At 56.0% G+C, this 21,796-nt stretch carries 23 protein-coding genes; 12 read left to right on the top strand and 11 right to left on the bottom strand.

Translation table 11 applies throughout. The annotated features are described in order from the left end of the window. Positions 1–161: 161 nt before the first annotated feature. The 3 genes from SynBIOSE41_RS00975 to SynBIOSE41_RS00965 all read right to left on the bottom strand — a co-directional run bounded on the left by SynBIOSE41_RS00975 (position 162) and on the right by SynBIOSE41_RS00965 (position 1,226). A complete protein-coding gene (locus tag SynBIOSE41_RS00975) occupies positions 162–359 on the bottom strand; it encodes a hypothetical protein (RefSeq protein ID WP_186539296.1) in 198 nt (65 codons plus the stop codon). Between the two features lie 169 nt (positions 360–528). Next, complete coding sequence (locus SynBIOSE41_RS00970; RefSeq protein WP_186539295.1) at positions 529–882, bottom strand: hypothetical protein; 354 nt, start codon at positions 880–882, stop codon at positions 529–531. Further along, positions 882–1,226, bottom strand: a complete 345-nt coding sequence (locus SynBIOSE41_RS00965) for a hypothetical protein (protein ID WP_186539294.1) — start codon at positions 1,224–1,226, stop codon at positions 882–884. The genes SynBIOSE41_RS00970 and SynBIOSE41_RS00965 overlap by 1 nt, the downstream gene beginning before the upstream one ends. A 168-nt stretch (positions 1,227–1,394) precedes the next feature. Between SynBIOSE41_RS00965 and SynBIOSE41_RS00960 the strand changes: the two genes are divergently transcribed. Continuing rightward, entirely contained in the window at positions 1,395–2,039 is a 645-nt protein-coding gene (locus SynBIOSE41_RS00960) for a hypothetical protein (protein ID WP_186539293.1), read from the top strand. Here SynBIOSE41_RS00960 and SynBIOSE41_RS00955 read toward each other — a convergent pair. The 4 genes from SynBIOSE41_RS00955 to SynBIOSE41_RS00940 form a co-directional block, all read right to left on the bottom strand. Then, on the bottom strand, positions 1,933–2,583 hold the full coding sequence (locus SynBIOSE41_RS00955) for a hypothetical protein (protein ID WP_186539292.1): 651 nt from the start codon (positions 2,581–2,583) through the stop codon (positions 1,933–1,935). The genes SynBIOSE41_RS00960 and SynBIOSE41_RS00955 overlap by 107 nt on opposite strands. Positions 2,584–2,706: 123 nt before the next feature. Next, on the bottom strand, positions 2,707–4,041 hold the full coding sequence (locus SynBIOSE41_RS00950) for a hypothetical protein (protein ID WP_222930563.1): 1,335 nt from the start codon (positions 4,039–4,041) through the stop codon (positions 2,707–2,709). An 81-nt stretch (positions 4,042–4,122) separates the two neighbouring features. After that, positions 4,123–5,007 carry a hypothetical protein gene (locus SynBIOSE41_RS00945; protein ID WP_186539290.1) on the bottom strand — a complete coding sequence of 295 codons (885 nt, stop codon included), beginning with the start codon at positions 5,005–5,007 and terminating at the stop codon, positions 4,123–4,125. 107 nt (positions 5,008–5,114) lie between these two features. Beyond that, entirely contained in the window at positions 5,115–6,224 is a 1,110-nt protein-coding gene (locus tag SynBIOSE41_RS00940) for a site-specific integrase (protein WP_186539289.1), read from the bottom strand. 308 nt (positions 6,225–6,532) lie between these two features. Here SynBIOSE41_RS00940 and SynBIOSE41_RS00935 point away from each other — a divergent pair, with 308 nt between their 5' ends. Together SynBIOSE41_RS00935 and rnc are read left to right on the top strand one after the other, a co-directional pair. Continuing rightward, entirely contained in the window at positions 6,533–6,784 is a 252-nt protein-coding gene (locus SynBIOSE41_RS00935) for a hypothetical protein (RefSeq protein WP_186539288.1), read from the top strand. A 296-nt stretch (positions 6,785–7,080) separates the two neighbouring features. After that, on the top strand, positions 7,081–7,782 hold the full coding sequence (gene rnc, locus SynBIOSE41_RS00930; protein WP_186539287.1) for a ribonuclease III: 702 nt from the start codon (positions 7,081–7,083) through the stop codon (positions 7,780–7,782). On the opposite strand, the gene SynBIOSE41_RS00925 is transcribed toward rnc, so the two are convergent. Continuing rightward, positions 7,764–8,591 (bottom strand): ion transporter, encoded by an 828-nt coding sequence (locus SynBIOSE41_RS00925; RefSeq protein WP_186539286.1) that lies wholly within the window; start codon positions 8,589–8,591, stop codon positions 7,764–7,766. The genes rnc and SynBIOSE41_RS00925 overlap by 19 nt on opposite strands. 5 nt (positions 8,592–8,596) lie before the next feature. Continuing rightward, positions 8,597–8,779 carry an NAD(P)H dehydrogenase subunit NdhS gene (locus tag SynBIOSE41_RS00920; RefSeq protein ID WP_066910270.1) on the bottom strand — a complete coding sequence of 61 codons (183 nt, stop codon included), beginning with the start codon at positions 8,777–8,779 and terminating at the stop codon, positions 8,597–8,599. Between the two features lie 36 nt (positions 8,780–8,815). On the opposite strand from SynBIOSE41_RS00920, the gene rimM reads away from it, so the two are divergent. Further along, positions 8,816–9,397 carry a ribosome maturation factor RimM gene (rimM, locus tag SynBIOSE41_RS00915; RefSeq protein ID WP_186539285.1) on the top strand — a complete coding sequence of 194 codons (582 nt, stop codon included), beginning with the start codon at positions 8,816–8,818 and terminating at the stop codon, positions 9,395–9,397. 63 nt (positions 9,398–9,460) lie between these two features. Further along, positions 9,461–10,933 (top strand): mannose-1-phosphate guanylyltransferase/mannose-6-phosphate isomerase, encoded by a 1,473-nt coding sequence (locus SynBIOSE41_RS00910; protein ID WP_186540648.1) that lies wholly within the window; start codon positions 9,461–9,463, stop codon positions 10,931–10,933. Here SynBIOSE41_RS00910 and glmS read toward each other — a convergent pair. Then, positions 10,920–12,824, bottom strand: coding sequence for a glutamine--fructose-6-phosphate transaminase (isomerizing) (gene glmS, locus SynBIOSE41_RS00905; RefSeq protein ID WP_186539284.1), 1,905 nt, complete (start codon positions 12,822–12,824; stop codon positions 10,920–10,922). The two genes, SynBIOSE41_RS00910 and glmS, sit on opposite strands and share 14 nt — an antisense overlap. Positions 12,825–12,888: 64 nt before the next feature. Next, entirely contained in the window at positions 12,889–13,134 is a 246-nt protein-coding gene (gene psaC / locus SynBIOSE41_RS00900) for a photosystem I iron-sulfur center protein PsaC (protein ID WP_006850103.1), read from the bottom strand. 169 nt (positions 13,135–13,303) lie between these two features. On the opposite strand from psaC, the gene acpP reads away from it, so the two are divergent. The 7 genes from acpP (at position 13,304) to SynBIOSE41_RS00865 (ending at position 21,793) form a co-directional block, all read left to right on the top strand. After that, positions 13,304–13,546, top strand: coding sequence for an acyl carrier protein (gene acpP, locus SynBIOSE41_RS00895; protein ID WP_066910276.1), 243 nt, complete (start codon positions 13,304–13,306; stop codon positions 13,544–13,546). Between the two features lie 11 nt (positions 13,547–13,557). Next, complete coding sequence (gene fabF / locus SynBIOSE41_RS00890; protein WP_186539283.1) at positions 13,558–14,805, top strand: beta-ketoacyl-ACP synthase II; 1,248 nt, start codon at positions 13,558–13,560, stop codon at positions 14,803–14,805. An 86-nt stretch (positions 14,806–14,891) separates the two neighbouring features. Beyond that, positions 14,892–16,901 carry a transketolase gene (gene tkt, locus SynBIOSE41_RS00885; RefSeq protein WP_186540646.1) on the top strand — a complete coding sequence of 670 codons (2,010 nt, stop codon included), beginning with the start codon at positions 14,892–14,894 and terminating at the stop codon, positions 16,899–16,901. 187 nt (positions 16,902–17,088) lie between these two features. Continuing rightward, the gene (locus SynBIOSE41_RS00880) at positions 17,089–18,762 is read left to right on the top strand and encodes a hypothetical protein (RefSeq protein ID WP_186539282.1); all 1,674 of its coding nucleotides are present in this window, start codon (positions 17,089–17,091) and stop codon (positions 18,760–18,762) included. Beyond that, complete coding sequence (locus SynBIOSE41_RS00875; RefSeq protein WP_186539281.1) at positions 18,763–19,695, top strand: decaprenyl-phosphate phosphoribosyltransferase; 933 nt, start codon at positions 18,763–18,765, stop codon at positions 19,693–19,695. Next, positions 19,692–20,408 (top strand): SDR family NAD(P)-dependent oxidoreductase, encoded by a 717-nt coding sequence (locus tag SynBIOSE41_RS00870; protein ID WP_186539280.1) that lies wholly within the window; start codon positions 19,692–19,694, stop codon positions 20,406–20,408. Before SynBIOSE41_RS00875 ends, SynBIOSE41_RS00870 begins: the two co-directional genes overlap by 4 nt. A 17-nt stretch (positions 20,409–20,425) precedes the next feature. Then, the gene (locus SynBIOSE41_RS00865; RefSeq protein WP_186539279.1) at positions 20,426–21,793 is read left to right on the top strand and encodes an FAD-binding oxidoreductase; all 1,368 of its coding nucleotides are present in this window, start codon (positions 20,426–20,428) and stop codon (positions 21,791–21,793) included. The last annotated feature ends 3 nt before the right edge of the window (positions 21,794–21,796 follow it).

The following is a 21,796-nucleotide window of genomic DNA, read 5'->3' as shown; positions in this document are numbered from 1 at the left end:
TTATCAAATGCGAAGCACTTGACGTGAAGCTTGAACTCTCTGTGATTTCGATGAGAAGACCCTATGCCATTTCTCAGACTTTTCGATCAAACGGTGAACTTATTTGTCTTTATTGGCTAAGCATGCTTGTCATGCTCAAAAGAATCAATGCATTGCATCGCTTATGCAATGGGAGCTTTGTGATGCTCAAGCAGCAACTCATTCAGCAGGTTGGTAATACCTTCCTGGAAGCTGATTCCATAACCACCCTCCGCCAAAGCAGCAATGATGCTCTGCTTGGCTTCCGGCTTCACGAAGATGCAGATTGCCGACTTTCCCTGTCTGCTTGCTTGGGTGACTTTCCCGTAACTCTTGGCCATCTTTGAATGCTTAGTCTTCAATCAATCTCGTGCTCAAGGACATGAAGCACATCACCCATATGGGGGGAGTACGTCTCGTGTGCCTCCCCCGTTGGGGGTTCAGCTCAGCCTGAAACCAATTACACCAATGCTTCTGGACATGAGGCGGGTAAGCCCGAAAAGGTCTTCTTCAGCCTTGCGACGGAGCTGTCTGGTTAGTCCTGCTGGCGCGTGAGGTCAGCAGATCCAGCGAAAACTCGTAGTCGATACAGCTCAGCATCTGTTCAGTGCATCCATGAGCACTGCCGTGCCCAACTTCAAATTGCTCTGCGAATTCCTCCTTACTCAGCTTTGCTTGCCAGGCGAGTGCATTACGCCGTATCCAGGCCGATAGCTCTTCTGGGGTATGACAGCGCAGCAGCTCTTTGGGCGCAGCATCGCTGATGTGGTCAATAACGATCAGTGCATAGAGATGAGTTGCTTCTTCCAGCTCTCCTTTTCCTGATAGCTCCTCGATGTGTTGAAGAGCCTGTGATCGATTCATCAATGCGTTCCTGGCTTCTGTCCTGCTCCAAAGCCCACAAGTTCATTCAGCAACCGGATTGCGCCGATGGCATTGCTTTCCCTGCCTGCAGCCACAGCATCAGTGGCGATCTGTTCCAACATTTGGACTTTGCTGGCGAGCATGTCAACGCGATCAATGTCGCTGAGGTCAGCCTTCACCACATCTCTGGCTTCTCGGACGTATCGATGAGCCTGTTCTGCTGAGAGCCCCCAGGAAGTGGTCACATGGTGCATCAGCTGTCGTTGGGATAACCCCTTCACAATCAGATTGGCCAGCTCTTCAGTTCGGCGAATCTTCTCCTGCTTGGTGCACTTCTTTCCCATTCATCAATTCTGACAGAAGTGATTTGGCGAGACGATGGGTTCAATCAATGTTTTGAAGGTTGAGCCACTGATGTCATCAAATTGTGGTGTTGGATGCTGCTTGCCTATGGCCAGCGCCCTCTCCAGGTGGATCCGACAAGCAAGCCAGTGATCTGATGACTGCGGAAGATGATTTTCCAACCCGGCACCGACAACGTCGACAAGATCAGCGATCCGGGCATGGGGTCACAGGTTTACGGAATGTTGGTTCTATGGATTTCCGTCCTGGCGGTTCCGCTTACGCTGGCCACACTGCACACACATAAATTGCCCCGGCCTAAGAAGGAGCAGAAGCCCGACGCTGTCGAAGCCGGGAATATTCCTGTGACGCGGAAGCGTGGGAACCCCGATTATCAGGTCAGCAGCTACTACATCCCAAAGGGGCTGAACCTGAAGTTCGACCGTGCTGTGTTGGCCCTGAAGGCTGCTGGTTTCGAGACCGACAAAAGCGACGTTCTTTCAGCCCTGATTTCACGCTTCATCATTCAGGTCGACGTGGCCGAGAAGGCAGCGACTATCGAAAAGGGAATGAACCTGAAATCGATCCTGGACGCTGCCGGGGAAGGTTCCCTGGGAGAGACCGCTGAAGTCTCGGTTCTGAAAGACCAGCTGAAATCGACGATTTCTTCTGTTGAGAAGGCAGGCGAGGACTATCAGAACTCTTCGATTACTCTTGCCGACGGACAAGATTTAGAGGATCGTTTTTCCCAGATTGATTCGCGGTTTTCCGAGATCGAATCTCTGTTGAAGAAGTTGGTCGACCAGCTGGGGTGATCACTTTCCACGGACGTACGACAAGCGTTCCGTCAGCAGCCAAGCCACATTCGAACAGCACCTTTGAATGAAGTGCCGGTGGCTTGCCCGCCAGCATTCCCGTGACGCGCCAGGACAGGTCATGACCGCCGACAGTGGCTTTCACCTTCACCTGAATCAGACCATCTCTCAGTTCCCGGACTCGGCCACACAGGAACAACTGGTTCGGCTGAAACTTCCTTGAGAGCGGCAACGGGCCATCGGGTTCTGGTGAACCGGGGACATGGAAGCTCACCATTTCCAACCTTTCGATGACTCCGGCATCACTGGTGCGCGGATAGCCGTAGACGTTGACCACAGCATCGGGAAACGCTTCATGGTTCCGGTATGCAGCGCGCAACGGTCGTTTCCCCGTCTTGCCTTGTCGTGGGTAAAGGCGAAGCAGGCCAAAAGGTGTTTGCAGCCGGATGATGCCGTCGTCCGTGACGAAGACGCCCTGAAGTACGCCGTGAAAACGATGGTTCCTGATGGTGTCAGCGGGAAAGGGGAAGGGGAAGTCAGTCATGGGTTGTCACTTGTGCGGGCTTGGAACAAAGGGAGATTTCTTGTTGAATTCGGGCAAGCGAAACGGATTGCGCCCCCTTGGAACGGGGCGCTTTTTCCGTGAACAGAAGTCGGATTCCGTCTGTCATGCGACGGCCTCCCGAAGTCGCTTCATGTGGCGTGAAAGCAAGTCGCCGCGCTTGTGGCCGAAACGCTGTTTCGCGAACTCCGCCTTCGTGACCTTCTGGGCCTTGGCTTCGGCCAGGTCTGTTTCCAGCTGCGCCAGCGACACCGCAGGACTGTTCAGCGGATAGACCTTCGCCAGCGTTGGTTTGTCCCCTTCGGCGGGGACATCCCCCAGGCCGATGTCGGACATGAACTCGTCGATTATGTGAACGCTGCCGTCGACGCATTCGACCTTGGATTCTTCTGCACTGGCGGAATGAGGGACATCCCGCGACCCAAGCGAAATCCCGAACTTGCCCAGCGTTGTTTCCAGCTGACCCTCAGTAATCAGGAACCTGACCGCATTGGTGATCAACGCTGCTGCGATGGTGGTGCCATTGGCGATGTCGAACGCAGCCAGCTCGTTCACGCAGACATCGAAACTGCTTTCGTCGAACGGTGCTTCGAAGGTCTTCAGTGCTGGCGCTTCGGTCTCCACCAAGGTGACGGCACCGTCGTACCAAGCCAGCGCCTGGGCCATGCGGGCTTCGTTTTCACGAAGCTGTTCATCGGTCAGCCCATCTGCTTCGGGGTCCCACACGAAGAACATGTCGAGAGTGCCGAACCAGCTGCAACTGGGACGCTGACGGTCTGCGGGTGGCGCGTGCCGGGGTTTGTAGTGGCGAAGCCTGGAGGGCTCGAACTTGTTGCCCAGCAACGGCATCCCGAAAGTGTCATTCAGCCAGTTCGCATGATTCGCGAACACAGTGCCGTGACCCTTGTAGGTCTTGAATTCGCCGCCGTTGGCAGCTGCACCACTGCTGGTTTGGTGGGTGTATTCCCGACGAATGCCTTCGGGCGCTGCTTCGACCAGATACTGCTGAAGCAGCTGGTGAACGATCAGCCGTTCGATGTATCGGGTTCTCAGGATGTGGTCCTTCTTGAGAACCAAACGGCGTTCACCATCACCTGACTTCCAGATGGTCAGGTCTGACGTGGCCATCAGCAGGTTGTGCCGAATGGCGATGACAGATGGCTGTCCCTGGCTGCCGAACAACTTGTAGGCCGCTGGTTTTTCGTTGCTGCCAGCCTGTCCCTGAGCTTCGAAGAACGGGAACAGCAGCGGGCGTTCGCACCGTTTGTTCGGGAAGTATTCACGGCGATGCTGGTCCCAGACATCGACGCACCACAGCACCTTCTGAATCAGGTTGTCGCGGTCGTCGTCGTCCTGGAGGGACAGCAAGTAATCGCGGAAAGCGCTCTTGAAGGCGTCGGTTTCAACGCCCCAGACCGAACGGTCAATGGGCATGTTCATTGTGTGCAGCGTTTGTGTCCCCGTCCGTGGGGTTATGGCCTCAGGTTAAGCAACCTGGCGGAATGAGGGAAATCCCGTTGCTCACAGAACAGTGATTCCTTCCAGTGCCTCCACCAACTGATCGCGGAGTTCATCCTGACGGTCGACAGCCTCATTCCAGAGGTCCATGTCGATGTTCCGTTCGATGGCTTCACGAACGATGGTTGCCAGGACATCAGGCGGAAGTGCTTCTGCCTGAACCGTGAAGTCGTACGGAAACTCGCGGGCGTCATCCTTCTTCGGGACGCCGGTTGGCAGGTTGTAGGTCTGCTGATGTTCTGCCGTGACAGCGATTCGCTCGACCGTCAGTTCCCCGCCGTAATGACTGGTAAACGCACCAACGTCTTCGTTCAGATTCCGGTGAATGTGTTCGCCTGAAGGGTCCAGGTCGCCGACATGCAGAACGATCACAGGCTTACCCATCTCGCCGTAAAACTTGCCCAGGCTGTGTTTCACGGTGGTGCTGTCGAACCCACCTGATGACCTGACGGGGATGCCATAACGGCTGGCGACGCGATTCAGCTGGGGCACCATGCCCGCCGCTTCGCAAAGGACTTCGACATAAGCGGGCTGATCCTGCTGAAGGTCCAGCTGGAAAACCTTCGCGAAAGCCTTCGTCGATTCGATGAATTCTTGAGCGTCGTCATAACGACCCAGCCCAACAGCCTTCGCACCGTCATCACGGATTGAATCCATGGGAACCAGCCCAGCGCGACGGGCACGATTCATGAACTCCAGAAGGCGCTTGTTCGCCTTTTCCGTTTTCTCAAAATCGAACCTGACGACCAGGCGGTAATACACCTGGCGGGCAGTGACTGGCAGCTGTGCCCTGTAGTCCTCCAAAACCTGATTTACCTGATCCAGAAGGACCCTGGACTTCTGTTGTGGGTTCCATTCAGCGAACCCCCGTGGCCTGTTTGAAGCCATGGCGTGTGCGCAGTGGGAAATCCGGGAAATCCCGATACAGCATTTCTAGCACCTTTTCCGCCCTGGCGGAATGAGGGAAATCCCAGTGAACACAAAATCACTTCTGTTCACAGCAGATGGCTGATGTGCCGGGTGCTGCTGTCACCATCGTTTTCGTCGACGTACAAACCCAAGGTGGTGGAAACGTCGCTGTGGCCCAGCGTGGCCTGAACTAGCTTCGGGTCCTTCGTCTCGCGATAGCTGATGGTCGCGTGGCTGTGACGCATCAGGTGCGGGTAAACGTGAATCCCTGATTCCTTGCCAGACCGGTGCGTGAGCTTCCAAAGCCCTTGGCGGGTGATGTGTTTCGACGGGTCCCGCATTTTCGGCAGCAGCCATTCCGAAGACGGCTGAAGTTCCCGCAGCTGGGACAGACGTTCCAGAACGATGTCGTCCAGCGCCACCCATCTTTCCTTCGAGCCCTTGCCCTTGCGGATGTGCAGCCGTGGCACTTCACCGTCTAAATGGATGTCATCCCAGCGGATGTTCACCATCTCGGTTGCACGACAGCCGAAACCCAACAGCAGCCGCAGAACAACTTCGTCCCGATGCTTGGTGGGGCTGGTCTTGGATGTGCGGGCACCATCGAAGACTCGAACCAACTGTTCGATGTTCAGCGACTTGGCCTTCCGCTGGTCCTTCTTCATCTGCAGCTTCGTTGGCATCGGCGACGAATAGATGCCAGTCATGGCCCTGCGGGCGGGGTCCCCGCACCATTTGTAGAAACTGCTCAGTGATGCAACGATGCAGTTATAAGTCGACTTGGCCATCAGCGGCTTGCCCGTCTCAGGGTCAGTCGTGTTCACCAAGTTGCGAAGCGACTGCGCGAAGGCATCGATGGCAGGTGTGTCGCCGGGAGACAGGAAGTGTTCACCAGGCTGTTCGCGTTCGCCCAGTTCCAGGCGAGAACGCATGAAGGACCGAAAGCGGTTCCGATGCCGCATGTAGGTCTTCTTTGTTTCGGCGCTGCCGGTGGCCGAACACTCTTCAAGAAAGCCTTCGACCAGCTGATAGTCGTTGTAAAGCTCGACGCCTTCAAGCCAGGCTTCCCGTGCATCCATCGCAGCCGCGACGAACGTGGCTCGGTCACTGGCGATGACCTGGGGCGAAAGGAACGCCGGTCGCTGCTTGCTGGGGACCCTGATCCCAGTCGACGGACGGGACGGTGTGATGGTCATAACTGTGTGTGCAGTGGTGCCCTGTTGCGATCACGCCTGTTCAGTCGTCATAGGCCCGACCGCAAAACGTGAGAGTAGGGAAATTCGGGATTTCCCGCATGCGCCGAATGTAGGCACAGAACATCCCTTATGTCGACAGTACGGACATACACATAACTTTTAATGTGTCCCTGCGTGTGGGGACATGAAAGATATTTGAGTTCTATTTGTGTCCCTTTGGGCGGGGACATTCTATTAGCAAGTCTTGGAAATTAGGCAGGTGTTGTTGTTATTAGCCGTTAGGATCTAGGAAATCACTTGTTTCGTGCATGGCTTCAGCTGCAGACAGAAACGAAATCGAGACCGCAAACGCAGACAGCGTTTCGCGCATCGCTTCTGAACTGTCTTCAGCACGGTCTGGTTATGGCGAAGGTCGCGGTAAGCCCGTGATGCTTCGTCTGTCGCCAACCGTTGAAGGTCTTCTGAATCTTGCGAAACCGGAGGATCAACCGATGTCCGCATTCCTAAGGGAATGTGCCGTCAGTTGCGCCCTGCGGAAGCTCGAAGACATTCAGAAGTGACCTTCGTCGTTGTCTGAAACCTTGTCTGCGCGTCGCCCCTGGCGCAAAGACAAAAGAAAGGACCGACGGGTCACTACCCCCTTCGGCCCTGCACGAAACCAATTTCGTTGAGCTCATCATGGCAGATTTCCGGGAAGTAGAAAAGGATGTACCCCCCGCAGGGGACACGCCGAAAAATGCGGAACTGTCAACCAATCAGTCGCTGAAAACGCAGTTCACGACTGAAAACGGCGAGGTGTTTACGCAACCCGGCTTACGACCTGCTTTCACACTTTTAAGCGAACTGCTCAGAGCACATGAGCCAAACACCACGGCCACTGCAGCAGCTCTGGGACGCGCTCAATCAGTCCTCCAAAACCCATGAACCGGCCGACCTTGCCCTGTTGCAGGAGGCACTCACCCACACCTCCAGCGGTCTGAACCCTCATCACGAGCAGTTGGAATTTCTCGGCGATGCGGTGTTGCGGCTCACCGCCAGTGAATTCATCGCCTCCGCCTATCCCCAGATGCCTGTAGGCGAACGATCCAGCCTCAGGGCCCAATTGGTGAGCGATCGCTGGCTGGCGGAGCTGGGCTCAGCCATCGAGATCGAACGCTGGTGGCAGATCGGCCCCAAAGCCAGCGGCGATGCCACTGCGGCAGCCACCATCCGCGCAGAACTCAGCGAAGCGCTGATCGGCGCTTTGTACAGAATCAACGGGCTGACCGCCGTGCAGCAATGGCTGACGCCTCACTGGCAGCGCAGCGCAGAGACGGTTCTCTCTGACCCGCACCGCGGCAACTGCAAATCCGCCCTGCAGGAGTGGAGTCAGGGCGAGGGCCTAGGCCTGCCCACCTACAGCAGCGAAGAGATGAGCCAAGGCCATGGTGACCCGCGCCGTTTTCGCTGCAGGGTGACCCTGCCGCCGCAACTGGCAGCGGAAGGATGGGGCCGCTCAAGGCGAGACGCCGAACAGCAGGCCGCACGCGCTGCCCTGGATCAGCTGACTGGCAACTGAGCGGAGCCCTGCAACTCAGCCCCGCACTGATCGCAATGGCTGGCCTCGCGGCGATGGTCGCGATGACCGCAGCGGCTGCAGGGGCGCCTGTCTTGACGGGCCTGCTGAATCGATTCCACCGTGACGATGCCAGTGGGGATGGCGATGATCCCGAAACCCAGCAACATCACCACCGCCGCCAGCAGACGGCCGAGCACGGTCTGGGGCACGAAATCGCCGTAGCCCACCGTGGTCATGGTCACGATGGCCCAGTACACGCCCTGACCAACGGTCTGGAACTGGGTGTCGGGATGACCGCTCTCGATCACCACCATCAGATAACCAAGCACCACTTGCGCCATCACCACAAAAAACAGAAACACGCCGATGCGACGTGCACTGGCACGCAGGGCACGGCCCAGCATCTGTGCCTCATCGAGAAAGCGCAGCAGCTTGAACACACGCAGCACGCGGGCGAACTTGAAGACCCACAGCACCAGGCCACTGCGGATCTGCGGCACGAAAAAAAACAGAACCGCTGAAAGATCAATCAGCCCGTAAAAGCTGCGCGCATACACCCATGGCTTCGGCGACACCCACAGATGCAGCAGGTAATCCGCCATGAACACCAGCAGGCAGAAGTTTTCGAGCGTTTCCACCCAGGCAGGAATTTCCCCGGGCATTGCCACACGCATCGGGTGCGGTTCAACCAGAAGTCCTGCCACGCTGAGCAGGATCGTCCCAAAAATCACCAGGTTGTAGATCCTGCCTGGACGGGTATCGGAATCGAGAACGACTCGCCGGAGCCGCTGGCGTAGAGCGACCTCCATCGGCGTCAGTCGGCGCTGAGATCTTTAAGCCGCAGGGTGACGAGCTTGTCCCAGTTGCCACCTTCAAACAACACGGCGGCCCGATCGCCGCTGATGCGCTGCACGAAACCGGTGTAGCCGTTGTAGATGGAGCGCTGATCCACCACCGTCACCGTGGCACCGGGCAGGATCGGAGCGGCGGAAGCCATGCAAACAAGAGGCAGTCGTGGGGTCATTATCGACAAATGACTGAACAGCTGTCATCCGTGGCCCCAGACTCCGATTCCCAGAAAGCGTCAGCTGATGAAGAGTGGCTGGCCGTGGGCAAAGTTGTGGGGGCTCAGGGGCTGCGCGGCGAGCTGCGCGTGAACCCAGCCAGTGATTTCCCCGAACGCTTCACCAAGCCAGGGCCTCGTTGGCTTCAGCGCAAGGGCGCAGCACCACAGGAGATGACGCTGACCAGCGGTCGGCAACTCCCCGGCCGCAGTCTGTTCATCGTGCGTTTCAAGGGGATCGACAGCCGCAGCGCTGCCGAAGCGCTGGTGGGTCAGACGCTTCTGGTGAGCCCCAACGACAGGCCCGAGCTTGAGGAGGGAGAGTTCCACCTGCTCGACCTGGTGGGCCTGGAAGCCCGTCTGAATCGTCACGACAACACCGCTATTGGCAGCGTGAGCGATCTGATCAGCGGAGGCAACGACTTGCTGGAAATCACCCGGCCAGATGGGCGAAAGTTGTTGATTCCTTTTGTGGAGCAGATCGTTCCTGAAGTGCATCAACAGGAAGGCTGGCTGCTGATCACCCCTCCGCCGGGACTGCTGGACCTGTGATACCCGCGGGTGACAGCAACAAAAAAGCTGCGCAACAATGGCGCCAAACACCGCGTGTGTGCCGTGACCACCCCTCTGATTCCGGTGATCCTCTGTGGCGGCACAGGAACGCGCCTCTGGCCCCTCTCCCGAGCCAGTTACCCGAAGCAATACTGGCCCCTGGGCGGCAATGGCGATGAAACCCTGCTGCAGCAGACCCAGCAACGTCTGGAAGGGATCAAAGCGCTGGGTGATCCTCTGCTGATCTGCAACGACGACCACCGTTTCATCGTGGCCGAACAGATGCGCCAGATCGGCATCCAACCGGGTGCCATCCTGCTGGAACCGATGGGGCGCAACACGGCTCCAGCGGTGGCGGTGGCCGCACTGCAAGCCACAGCCGACGGCGAGGATCCTCTGCTGCTGGTGTTATCGGCTGACCATGTGATTCGCGACGCCGCACACTTCCGCAGCGCCATCGAGGCCGGTCGCAAGACCGCTGAGGCAGGCCGTCTGGTGACCTTCGGAATCGTGCCAACGGCTCCGGAAACGGGCTACGGCTACATCGAGGCCGCCGAATCGCTGCAGACAGGCACGCTCACACCGGTGCCAATCGCCCGCTTTGTGGAAAAGCCGGACCAGGCCACCGCCGAACAGTTCCTGGCCAGCGGACGCTTCACTTGGAACAGCGGCATGTTTCTGTTCAGGGCGAGCGCCATGCTCTCGGAGCTGGAACGTCTGGCACCGGAAGTGGTGAGCTGTTGCAGAGCTGCCCTTGAGCAGGACGTGGCAGACCTCGACTTCCTGCGACTGGAGCGTGAAGCCTTCGCCAAATGTCCCAACGTGGCCATTGATGTGGCTGTGATGGAGCAGACCCAGCTTGGATCTGTGATTCCCCTGGCTGCAGGCTGGAGTGATGTCGGCAGCTGGAGTGCGCTTTGGGAAACCGCTGACCGCGACGACGACGGCAACGTGCTGCGCGGCAGGGTGATCAGTGAGGGCAGCCGCAACTGCTACCTGCGCAGCGAACACCGTCTGGTGGTGGGCCTGGGTGTGGAGAATCTGGTGGTGGTCGAAACCGACGACGCCGTGCTGATCGCGGAACGCGACCAGGCACAGAATGTGAAGACGATCGTGAAGCAACTGGAGGCCGCTGGCAGCCGGGAAGGCAAGGCCCATCGCAAGATTTATCGCCCCTGGGGCCACTACACAGGCGTGGTGGAAGACAGCCGCTGGCAGGTGAAACGCATTTCAGTGAAGCCAGGCGCCAGCCTCTCCCTGCAGATGCACCATCACCGAGCCGAACACTGGATCGTGGTGAAAGGCACGGCGGTCGTAGAGCGCGACGGCGAGTCTCAGCTGCTGGGTGAGAACCAGAGCACTTACATCCCGATGGGCTGCAAGCACCGACTCAGCAACCCTGGCCGGATTCCTGTGGAGCTGATCGAAGTCCAGAGCGGGGCCTATCTGGGCGAAGACGACATCGTGCGCTTCGACGATGTGTATGGCCGCAGTGATGTGGAAGCAGCGGCTCGGGCTGCACTCACTCGACAGTGACGCTCTTGGCCAGATTGCGTGGCTGATCGACATCCAGGCCTCGATGGGCCGCAATGTGATAGCTGAGCAGTTGCATCGGCACCACCGTGAGCAAAGGGCTGATCCATTCGCTCACCTCAGGCACCGGCAGCAGTTCATCAAATAGTTCCGTGTCTGCGCAGATGGGGGCAACACCGATCAACTGGGCATCGCGGGCTTTGGCCTCCTGGGCATTGCTGAGCACTTTTTCGAACACCGCCCCTGGCACGGCAATGGAGATCACCGGCACATGGGTGTCGAGCAAGGCGATCGGGCCGTGTTTCATCTCCCCTGCGGGATAGCCCTCCGCATGGATGTAACTGATTTCCTTGAGCTTGAGAGCCCCTTCCAGTGCGATCGGGTAATTGATGCCACGCCCGAGGAAGATCACATCCTGGGTTTCCGCGAAGCGGTGGGCCATCGCCTCCGAACGCTGGTCGTGCTGCTCGATCAAGGCATCGAGCTGCTGGGGAAGACCACGCAGCTCGTTCACCAATGCAGCAATCTCGGCTTCGCTGCGGGCGCCGCGCCGTGCCGCAAAGGCCAAAGCCAGCGCATAAAACGCTAGAAGCTGACCCAGGAAGGTCTTGGTGGCTGCAACCCCCACTTCGATGCCAGCACCAATGTCAAGGATGTAGGGCACCTGACGAGCCAGAGAGCTCTCCACCCGATTGGTCACGCCCAGTTGACGCGGGGCATAGACGGGATCGTTCTGGTCCCGTCGCCGGTCGGCATCCATGGCCAGGGCCGCAAGAGTATCCGCCGTTTCACCGGATTGGGTAACGCCAATTGTGAGCGTGTTGGCAGCCAGCGGTGGGGGGGCGTAGCGGAACTCACTGGCGTAATGAACACTGGCTGGCACCCCCGCAAACTGCTCCAGCAGATGGGCTCCGACAAGCGCCGCATGTCGGCTCGTCCCACAGGCCAGGATCTGGATGCGCTCGATATCGGCGTAGAACGCATCGTCGAAGGGCAAGGCCACCGGATTGGCAGCCTGCAAATTCAACGGCAGGTGCCTCTCCACCCACAGACGTGCTGTCTCCGGCTGCTCATGGATCTCCTTCAGCATGAAGTGGCGGAACTGACGCTTATCGGCCACATGCTCCTGGCCGCTGAGCAACGACGGACTGCGCTGCTGACGCTCACCGACATCGTTGTAGAGCTCGATGCCAAGCGGACTGAGCAACGCCACCTCTCCGTCCTCCATGGGCAGCACGGTGCGGGTGAAACCTGCCAGTGCAGGCGTGTCACTTGCACACATGAATTCGCCTTCGCCTAAACCGATCAGCAGGGGTGCCGCCTTGCGAGCCACCACAAGAGCCCCTGGTGCCGCTGCCCACAACACTGCCAGGGCATAGGCTCCTTGAAGCTTTGGCAACACGGCCTGCACGGCCCGCAACAGAGTGTTTCCATCAGCAGGCTGGCCAGCCGCACACTGTTGCCGCAGTTGCGCGGAGAGCAGATGCGGAATCACCTCGGTGTCGGTGTCTGAGCGGAAGCTGACACCGGCACTGGTCAGCTCTTCACGCAGAGCCCGATGGTTTTCGATGATGCCGTTCTGCACCACGGCCACATCACCAGCACCATCGCAGTGGGGATGGGCGTTATGCACCTCGGGCTTGCCATGCGTCGCCCAGCGGGTATGGCCGATGCCACAAAAACCGGGTGCTCCCTCCTGCTCGACCCTTGCGCTGAGATTGACCAGCTTGCCCTTGGCGCGAAGGCAGTGCAGCTTGGCAGTCGCCTCGTTCACCGACTCTTCGATGGTGGCGATGCCGGCGGAGTCGTAACCGCGATATTCCAGTTGCCGCAGCCCTTCAAGCAGGAGCGGCGCTGCCTCTCTGGAGCCAATCACCGCAACGATTCCGCACATACAAAAAAGCCCGGCAATGCCGGGCTGAGCTTATGGGTTATTGAACTGAAAACGAACGTGGCGATCAATACGCCAGGCCCATGCTTCGAGTGGTCTCATCACCGAGATAAACGCGAATGCTGAGGAAATCTGTTGGGCAGGCGGTTTCACAGCGCTTGCAGCCAACGCAATCTTCCGTGCGTGGAGAGGACGCGATCTGGCCGGCCTTGCAGCCATCCCAGGGAACCATTTCGAGCACATCCAGAGGGCAGGCCCGCACGCACTGAGTGCAGCCAATGCAGGTGTCGTAGATCTTGACGGCGTGGGACATGAATCCCTCTGGGAACAGGTGACTTCGAAACAACCTACCGGGGCTAGGCAACACTTAGGCCAAGCGCGCGCCACGCCGTCACCGTTGTTAACTCCAGGCGGATGTAAAGGCTCAGAGATTGGAAAGGCCGAGGCCAGCCCGTAAGATGCGGCGTCCCGTCTTCACGGCCATGTCCCAGGAAGCGATCCTCGAAAAAGTCCGTTCGATCGTGGCGGAGCAGCTCAGCGTCGACGCCGGCGAAGTCAAGCCCGAATCAAATTTCCAGAATGATCTCGGTGCTGACTCCCTCGACACCGTCGAGCTGGTGATGGCATTGGAAGAAGCCTTTGACATCGAAATTCCAGACGAAGCCGCTGAAGGCATCGCCACCGTCGGCGACGCCGTCAAGTACATCGAAGACAAGCAGGCCTGAGGATCGGCAGCATGGTGGAGGGTCTCCAACGCGTCGTGGTCACGGGCCTCGGCGCGGTGACACCGATCGGCAACAGCGTTTCCGACTATTGGTCCGGGCTCACCTCCGGCAGGAACGGGGTGGCATTGATTTCACTGTTTGATGCCTCCAGGCACGCCTGTCGATTTGCAGCGGAAGTGAAGGACTTCGATCCGACGGGATTCCTCGAGCCCAAGGAAGCGAAGCGCTGGGATCGGTACTGCAAATTCGGTGTTGTCGCAGCCAAACAAGCTCTTGCCGATGCAGGGCTGGAGATCAGCGAAGCCAACGCCGATCGGATCGGCGTCAGCATCGGCTCCGGCGTTGGTGGGCTGCTCACCATGGAGACCCAGGCCCACGTGCTTGAGGGCAAGGGACCTGGTCGGGTGAGCCCTTTCACCGTGCCGATGATGATTCCCAACATGGCCACAGGCCTGGCTGCAATTGCCCTCGGCGCCAAAGGGCCAAGCTCTGCGGTCGCAACGGCCTGTGCCGCGGGATCGAATGCCATCGGGGATGCCTTCCGTCTGCTGCAGCTGGGCAAGGCTGACGCCATGATCTGCGGCGGCGCAGAGTCGGCCATCACCCCGCTGGGAGTGGCCGGCTTCGCCAGCGCCAAGGCATTGTCGTTCCGCAACGATGATCCAGGCAGCGCCAGCCGACCGTTCGACAAGGAACGCGACGGCTTTGTGATCGGCGAGGGATCAGGCGTGCTGGTGCTTGAAACCCTCAGCCATGCCAAGGCCCGCGACGCCACGATCCTGGCCGAAATCGTCGGCTATGGAACCACCTGCGATGCACACCACATCACCTCGCCAACACCCGGAGGTTTCGGTGGAGCGGCCGCCATGCGCCTGGCCTTGGAGGACGGTGCGCTCAGTGCTGACAGCATCGATTACGTCAATGCCCACGGCACCAGCACGCCGGCGAACGACAGCAACGAAACCGCAGCGATCAAGAGCGCTCTCGGCCAACGCGCCTACAAGATTCCCGTGAGCTCAACCAAGTCGATGACAGGCCATCTCCTGGGTGGCTCCGGCGGCATCGAAGCCGTGGCCTGTGTGCTAGCGCTGCAGCACAATATTGTTCCTCCCACCATCAACTACTCCAATCCCGATCCCGACTGTGATCTGGATGTGGTGCCTAACTCCGCCCGCGAGCACACACTGGGAACAGTGTTATCCAACTCGTTCGGTTTCGGCGGCCACAACGTCTGCCTTGCCTTCCAGCGCATGAACTGAATCCTGAGGTCAGGTTCACCTCGGTGACGCTGACCACGCTGTTTCAGACTGAATCCACTCCTAACTGCTTCTCCAAATCTCACGCCATGGTTGCCGCGCCCGCTTCTCTCGACACCCTCTGCATCAACAGCATTCGCATGCTGGCCGTTGATGCTGTCAACAAGTCCAAAAGCGGCCACCCCGGCCTGCCCATGGGGGCCGCCCCGATGGGCTACACGCTGTGGGACAAGTTCCTGCACCACAATCCCAAGAACCCCAAGTGGTTCAACAGAGATCGCTTTGTTCTGTCGGCCGGTCACGGCTGCATGCTGCTGTACGCACTGCTACATCTCACCGGCTACGACTCCGTCTCGATTGACGACATCAAACAATTTCGGCAATGGGGATCCAGGACCCCTGGCCACCCTGAAACCTTTGAAACCCCTGGCATTGAAGTGACCACAGGTCCCCTGGGTGCCGGTATTTCCAATGCTGTGGGTCTGGCCATCGCCGAGTCTCACCTTGCCGCGAAGTTCAACAAGCCCGATGCCGCTGTTGTTGATCACTACACCTACGTGATCATGGGTGATGGCTGCAATCAGGAGGGTGTGTCCTCTGAGGCCTGTTCCCTGGCCGGACACCTGAAGCTGGGCAAGCTGATCGCCCTCTACGACGACAACCACATCACGATCGACGGACGCACCAACGTGTCCTTCACCGAGGACGTGCTCAAGCGCTACGAGGCCTATGGCTGGCACGTACAGCATGTGCCTGACGGCAACACCGATGTCGATGCCATTGCCAAGGCCATCGAAGCTGCCAAAGCTGTCACCGACAAGCCCTCGATCATCAAGATCACAACCACCATCGGGTTCGGCTCACCGAACAAGAGCGACACCGCCGGTGTGCACGGCGCCCCCCTCGGCGACGAGGAAACTGAACTGACCCGTAAGCAGCTGGGCTGGAACTACGGTCCTTTTGAAGTGCCCCAGGACGCTTACGACCAGTTCCGTCAGGCCATCGATCGCGGTGCAAGCCTTGAGGCCGAATGGAATCAAACTCTTGCGACGTATCGCTCCAAGTACCCCGCGGAAGCAGCAGAGTTTGAGCGCATGCTGCGCGGTGAACTCCCCCAAGGCTGGGACAAGGATCTGCCCACCTACACACCAGACGACAAAGGGCTCGCCACCCGCAAACATTCCCAGATCTGTTTGGGTGCTCTTGGCCCCAATCTGCCTGAGCTGATTGGTGGTTCTGCTGACCTCACCCACTCCAATTACACCGACATCAAGGGCGAAACAGGTTCCTACCAACCGGAAACACCAGAAAAGCGCTATCTGCACTTTGGAGTGCGCGAACACGCCATGGCAGCCGTTTTGAACGGCATCGCTTATCACAACAGCGGGCTGATCCCATACGGCGGTACCTTCCTGGTCTTCGCCGACTACATGCGTGGCTCGATGCGCCTATCGGCGCTGAGCGAACTGGGTGTGATCTACGTTCTCACCCACGACTCGATCGGTGTTGGCGAAGACGGACCCACACACCAACCAGTCGAGACGATCCCCTCCCTGCGAGCCATGCCTGGACTGCTGGTGTTCCGACCCGGCGACGGCAACGAAACCAGCGGTGCCTACAAATTGGCCATCGAAAACCGACACCGTCCCAGCGCCCTCTGCCTCAGCCGACAGGGGATGGCCAATCAGGCCAATTCCTCCATCGAGAAAGTAGCACTGGGTGGTTACATCCTCGAAGACTGTGACGGAACCCCTGATCTGATCCTGATCGGCACCGGAACCGAGCTCGACCTCTGCGTGCAAGCCGCCAAACAGCTCAGCGCTAATGGCAAAAAAGTGCGCGTCGTCTCCATGCCCTGCGTGGAGCTGTTTGACGAGCAAAGTGACGCTTACAAGGAAGAAGTACTTCCCAGCTCTGTTCGCAAGCGCATCGTTGTGGAAGCAGCCGAATCCTTCGGCTGGCACCGTTTCATCGGTCTTGACGGTGACAGCGTCACGATGAACCGTTTCGGTGCATCCGCTCCAGGCGGCACCTGCATGGAGAAATTCGGCTTCACGGTCGACAATGTTGTCGCCAAATCCAAAGCACTACTGATGTGATTGACTAACAACAATTTGCTCGGAAAAATGATGCAATAGAAGTAAAGCAATTTTATTGCATCATTTTTATCAAGCCAGGCAGTATTAATCAACAATTAATTGCATTCGGAACAATTGCATCAACAATGCAGGTCTGGCGCTCAACTTATAATTAAGTTACTATTGGTCGCTTCTAAACAGATCCAGAGTGAATCGCAAAAAAAATAGCTCTTCATTATCGCTGAGAGGCAAGTTCATAATCGGATTGATTTTTATTCCAACTATTATTTATTGGCTGACCACCAGCGGCCAGCCAATTATCGACAACTATTCCTTCAGACAAGCCCAAACCGCTATCTCGGCAGACTATTTATTTGAGAATGGAGTCAACCTTTTTAATTACCAAACACCCGTCCTTGGGAAACCATGGGCCATTCCCTTTGAATTTCCAATCTACCAGGCACTTGTCAAAATAATCAGCACGGCAACAAGCCAATCCTTAACCCAAGTAGGGAGACTAACGAATAGCGCTTCAATATTACTGTCTGCAATGGTTTGCGTTTCAATTCTTTCCCGGAATAGAGTCAAACAGCTATACATTATAATTTTTTCATTACTGCTGGCAACATCGCAAGTATACCTATATTACGGAAGAACTTTTCTCATAGATGGCACTGCTTTGCTCTTCACACTAGCAGCCGCTTTCTATTATATTCAGCTTCGTTTTATCTGGACTCAAGAAGCATTTAATGCCCCTAAAAAATATAATTTATTTCCTTTGGCTAAAACTTTGCTATTCAGCACATTCTTAATTCTTGGCATGCTGATAAAAGCAACAACGTCTTTGCCTTTGATTTGCTTTATTGCAATAGATCAAATTCACCTTGCGTGCACTTCGCTGCTTGCAAGAGAACAATTTTTTAAAGCCATAAAAAATGGAATATTTTTTGGGATTATCTCTTTATTTACCATTTTTTTAACAAAGTCTTGGGTGAATCATGCTGACAAATTGAAAGAATTAAATTCCAACGCGGCTTTCATACTTTCCAAAAATTTAACGGGCTGGAACTTTGGCTCATTAAATGACCGCTTGGAACCTGGGAAATGGTCATTTTTGTTGAGTGCTACTAGCACAAAAATACTCAATTTCGGCATATTGCTGCCAATGATTATTTTCGCTGCATTTGCTGTAGCCAATATATTGACAATGCGTTGCAAAAACTCAGCTGCCCGCAGATCAACCTACATTTGCAACTTTGGTTTTTTCATGTATGCGGCAGGACCGCTTATATTTTTTAATCTATACTTTATTCACGAATATTATGCTACAGCTAATCTAGCCTTTGGATATCTTTCTCTTGCCGCATCCTTAAATACGATAAGCCAATGCATAGAAAGAAAAAATCTGCTTAAGTTGATGAAAATATTTTCTGTTTTCATCACCGGATTGATCGGCGCTTTGCAGCTATATTCGTTCAACATAAGATACTGGCCTTCATCAACTCAAACATCCAGCGATGCCCTTGAAATCGCTAACTATGTAAAAAATCATTCCAGCAGTCACGATCGTTTACTGACTATCGGATGCGATGATTGGAGCTCACAACTTTTTTACTTGTCAGGACTGAAAGGTCTGGCTGTGAGAAGTTTCAGCCATCCAGAGAACAAGCAATCGATAAGAATAGAAATACAAAAAATGATTAATAGCAATACAAAATCTATTTTCATCATCGAAAATACAAAATTTTTAGGCATGGTTTCTCTCGGCTACTTAAGTGCATCCAGCAAGCAAGGCTGCAGTCCCATACATAAAGCAGGCGACTATTATGCGTACAAATGCAATCTTGAACAATTCAAAAATCCAACCCTTACAAACAAGTAAATGAGTTTCTATGATTCAATTTTAATAGGCCTTGAAGCAAGTCGCGTGCGGCAGTGGAGTAAAAACTTTCTGGTTTTCGCTGCGGCAATATTCACAAAAGATCAATCTATTTTTTTATGGACAAACTGCATCAAAGCCTTTGCCAGCTTTTGCTTTATCTCGAGTTTTATTTATATCGTCAACGATATTATTGACCTCGAGGCAGACAGGCAGCATCCTCGCAAACGTTTCAGGCCAATTGCATCAGGTCGAATGAGAATGTTCGATGCAATCGCCTTGGCAATCGTTTGGCTAATTTTAAGTTTGGCGATTAGCGCATCAGTTGATTTTTCACTTCTTGCAGCAATTTTAATATATTTAGCTATTCAAATCGCATATTGTTTTGGCCTGAAGCGTCAACCATTACTAGATCTTTTTTGCATAGCATCAGGGTTTTTGTTACGCGCCATTGCAGGGGTTGTTGCTTCCCAAGGACATTGGTCGCCTTGGTTCCTGCTGACAGTCGGCTTACTTGCCTTATTTCTGGCAGTAGAGAAACGCAAAGCTGAATTACGAACCGCGATTGATCGTGGTGTGATCACCCGCAAAGTGCTTTTACGCTATTCATTACCTCTGCTTCAACGGCTCGAGTCCCTTGTGGCAAGCACCAGCTTTATGGCATATGCACTTTGGAGTGCTGGTCCCGCTCTTCAAGGTGCAGAAACCAGCTGGATGCTTCTCAGTGTTCCTTTTGTACTGGTTGGAATTTTCAGATACCAACTTCTGAGTGATCCTGATGAAGCGGAGCGTCGACTACAGGCTTCGCCTGACCAAACAACAGAGAAACCTGAGGAGATTCTTCTGAATGACAGAGGCATTCAGGTGACTCTGATTGCTTGGTTGATCACCGTGATCACTGTTAATTTACTAAATCGATTTGGGCTGCTGCCATGACCTTTTCATCAGCCTGGATTCTAGGCAGCACCAGCACAACAGCCAAAGCGATCATCACTGAGCTCGCCCGTCAAGGCTGCAGTCGATTTCATCTGATTGCCCGCAACCAGCAACACAATGAGCAGTTGGCCCAAACACTGAGATCAGATCACCCCGGTGTCGATGTCACCACCGATTCAGTGGATCTAGCCTCGCCCAAGCCCATCGAGCCTCCCGAACCATTTGATCTTTACCTGATCACAGCGGGCGTCATGGGGGATGCCGAACAAGCTCGCGTCGACAGCGATCAAGCCCAATGGATCACTCAGGTGAATTTCACCGGTCTCATCCCCTGGCTGACGGCGATTGTCTCCGAAGAAAGGATTCAACAGCCGGGAGCTCTTTGGGTCTTCTCTTCCGTCGCCGCTGATCGCGGCAGGCCTTCGAACTACCACTACGGCGCCGCTAAGGCAGGATTGACGCGTTTCTGCGAGGGTCTCCTTCTTCGCTGTCAGGGCCATCCCTTTGCTGTGCGCATTCTCAAAGCGGGCTTCATCACATCCCCGATGACGGAGGGCAAAGCTCCGCCTTTGCTCTGCACTGCACCAGAAACAATCGCTAAAGACCTCCTGCGTCACCCGCAACGTCGGGGAATTGAATACATCCCCTGGTGGTGGGATCCCGTGATGAAACTCGTCCGTCGACTACCAGCTCCATTGGCTTCCAAACTCTGAGTCTCCAACCGTCTGCAATGACCAGCTGCCTTCCAGCAAAGGAACAATCCCTCACTGGGTGGGGTTGCACAGATGCCACCAACGCCGAAGTGGTGCGACCGGAACGTCTTGATCAAATCAGCCATTTGCTCCAGAACGCACCGCCTCGCAGCGTGATCAGCCGCGGGCTGGGTCGCGCCTACGGCAATCCCGCACAGTGCGAAGCAGGCTCTGTGATTGATCTGTCCCAGTTCAACCACATCCAGCTTGACTCCGAAAACGGAACCCTATTGGCAGGAAGTGGCGCCAGTCTTGACGCCATCCTCCAGGTGATCGTTCCTGCTGGCTTCTTCTTACCGGTGACCCCTGGAACTCGTTTCGTCACCGTGGGTGGCGCGATCGCAGCCGATGTGCATGGAAAAAATCATCACCGCGAAGGAAGCTTCGCGAACCATGTGTTGGAAGTGAGGTTGTTAGACGGTGAAGGGCATGAACACCTGCTGACCCCCAACAACCCAACCACTTCCGCTGCTTTCTGGGCCACCTGCGGTGGGATGGGACTCACTGGGGTGATTGTTGAAGCACGCTTTCAGCTCATCCCTATCACGACATCGCTCATCAGCGTGGACACGCAGCGATATGGAGATCTCGAAAACCTGATGGCAGCCATGGTTGAGGGCGACGACCATTACCGCTACAGCGTGGCCTGGGTCGACAGCTTGCATGGACCAGGCCGAGGTGTACTGACACGGGGGGATCACGCCAACCTGGATCAATGGAAAGACCAGAATTCAGCCAGCGATAACCCTCTTTTTTATGACCCAAAAGCTTTAGGGACTGCGCCATCACTGTTACCGGGGGGCCTCCTCAACAATTGGACCGTTAGAGCTTTCAACGAAGCTTGGTTCCGAAAAGCGCCGCGAAGCAGACAGGGAGAACTACAGGCCATCACGCCGTTTTTTCATCCTTTAGACGGGGTGAACAACTGGAACCGCATTTATGGTCCTAGTGGATTTCTCCAGTACCAGTTCGTGGTGCCAGACAGTGCTGGAGACCTTGTGAGTCGCTGTCTCGGTGCCTTGCGCAAAATCGGTGCTCCAAGTTTCTTGACTGTGCTGAAACGCTTCGGTGAAGCCAATCAAGGTCCTTTGTCCTTTCCAATGCCCGGATGGACTTTGGCGGCAGACGTCCCAGCGGCAGTTCCAGGCCTGATGGAAACTCTCGACGAGCTGGATCAACTGGTTGCTGATGCCGGTGGTCGTCTCTACCTCGCAAAGGATTCCAGGCAATCCGCCGCGATGTTCGCCCGCTCTTATCCCGGTCTTGAAGCCTGGAAACGAGAGCGAGACCAATTGGATCCACGCCATGTGTTCGAGTCCGACCTCTCTCGCCGTCTGGCGATCTGATTT

The sequence above is a fragment of the Synechococcus sp. BIOS-E4-1 genome, assembly GCF_014279995.1.
GTDB lineage: Bacteria > Cyanobacteriota > Cyanobacteriia > PCC-6307 > Cyanobiaceae > Synechococcus_C.
The sequence above is the reverse complement of the archived record's forward strand: the minus strand, read 5'-3'. Positions and strand labels throughout refer to the sequence as shown.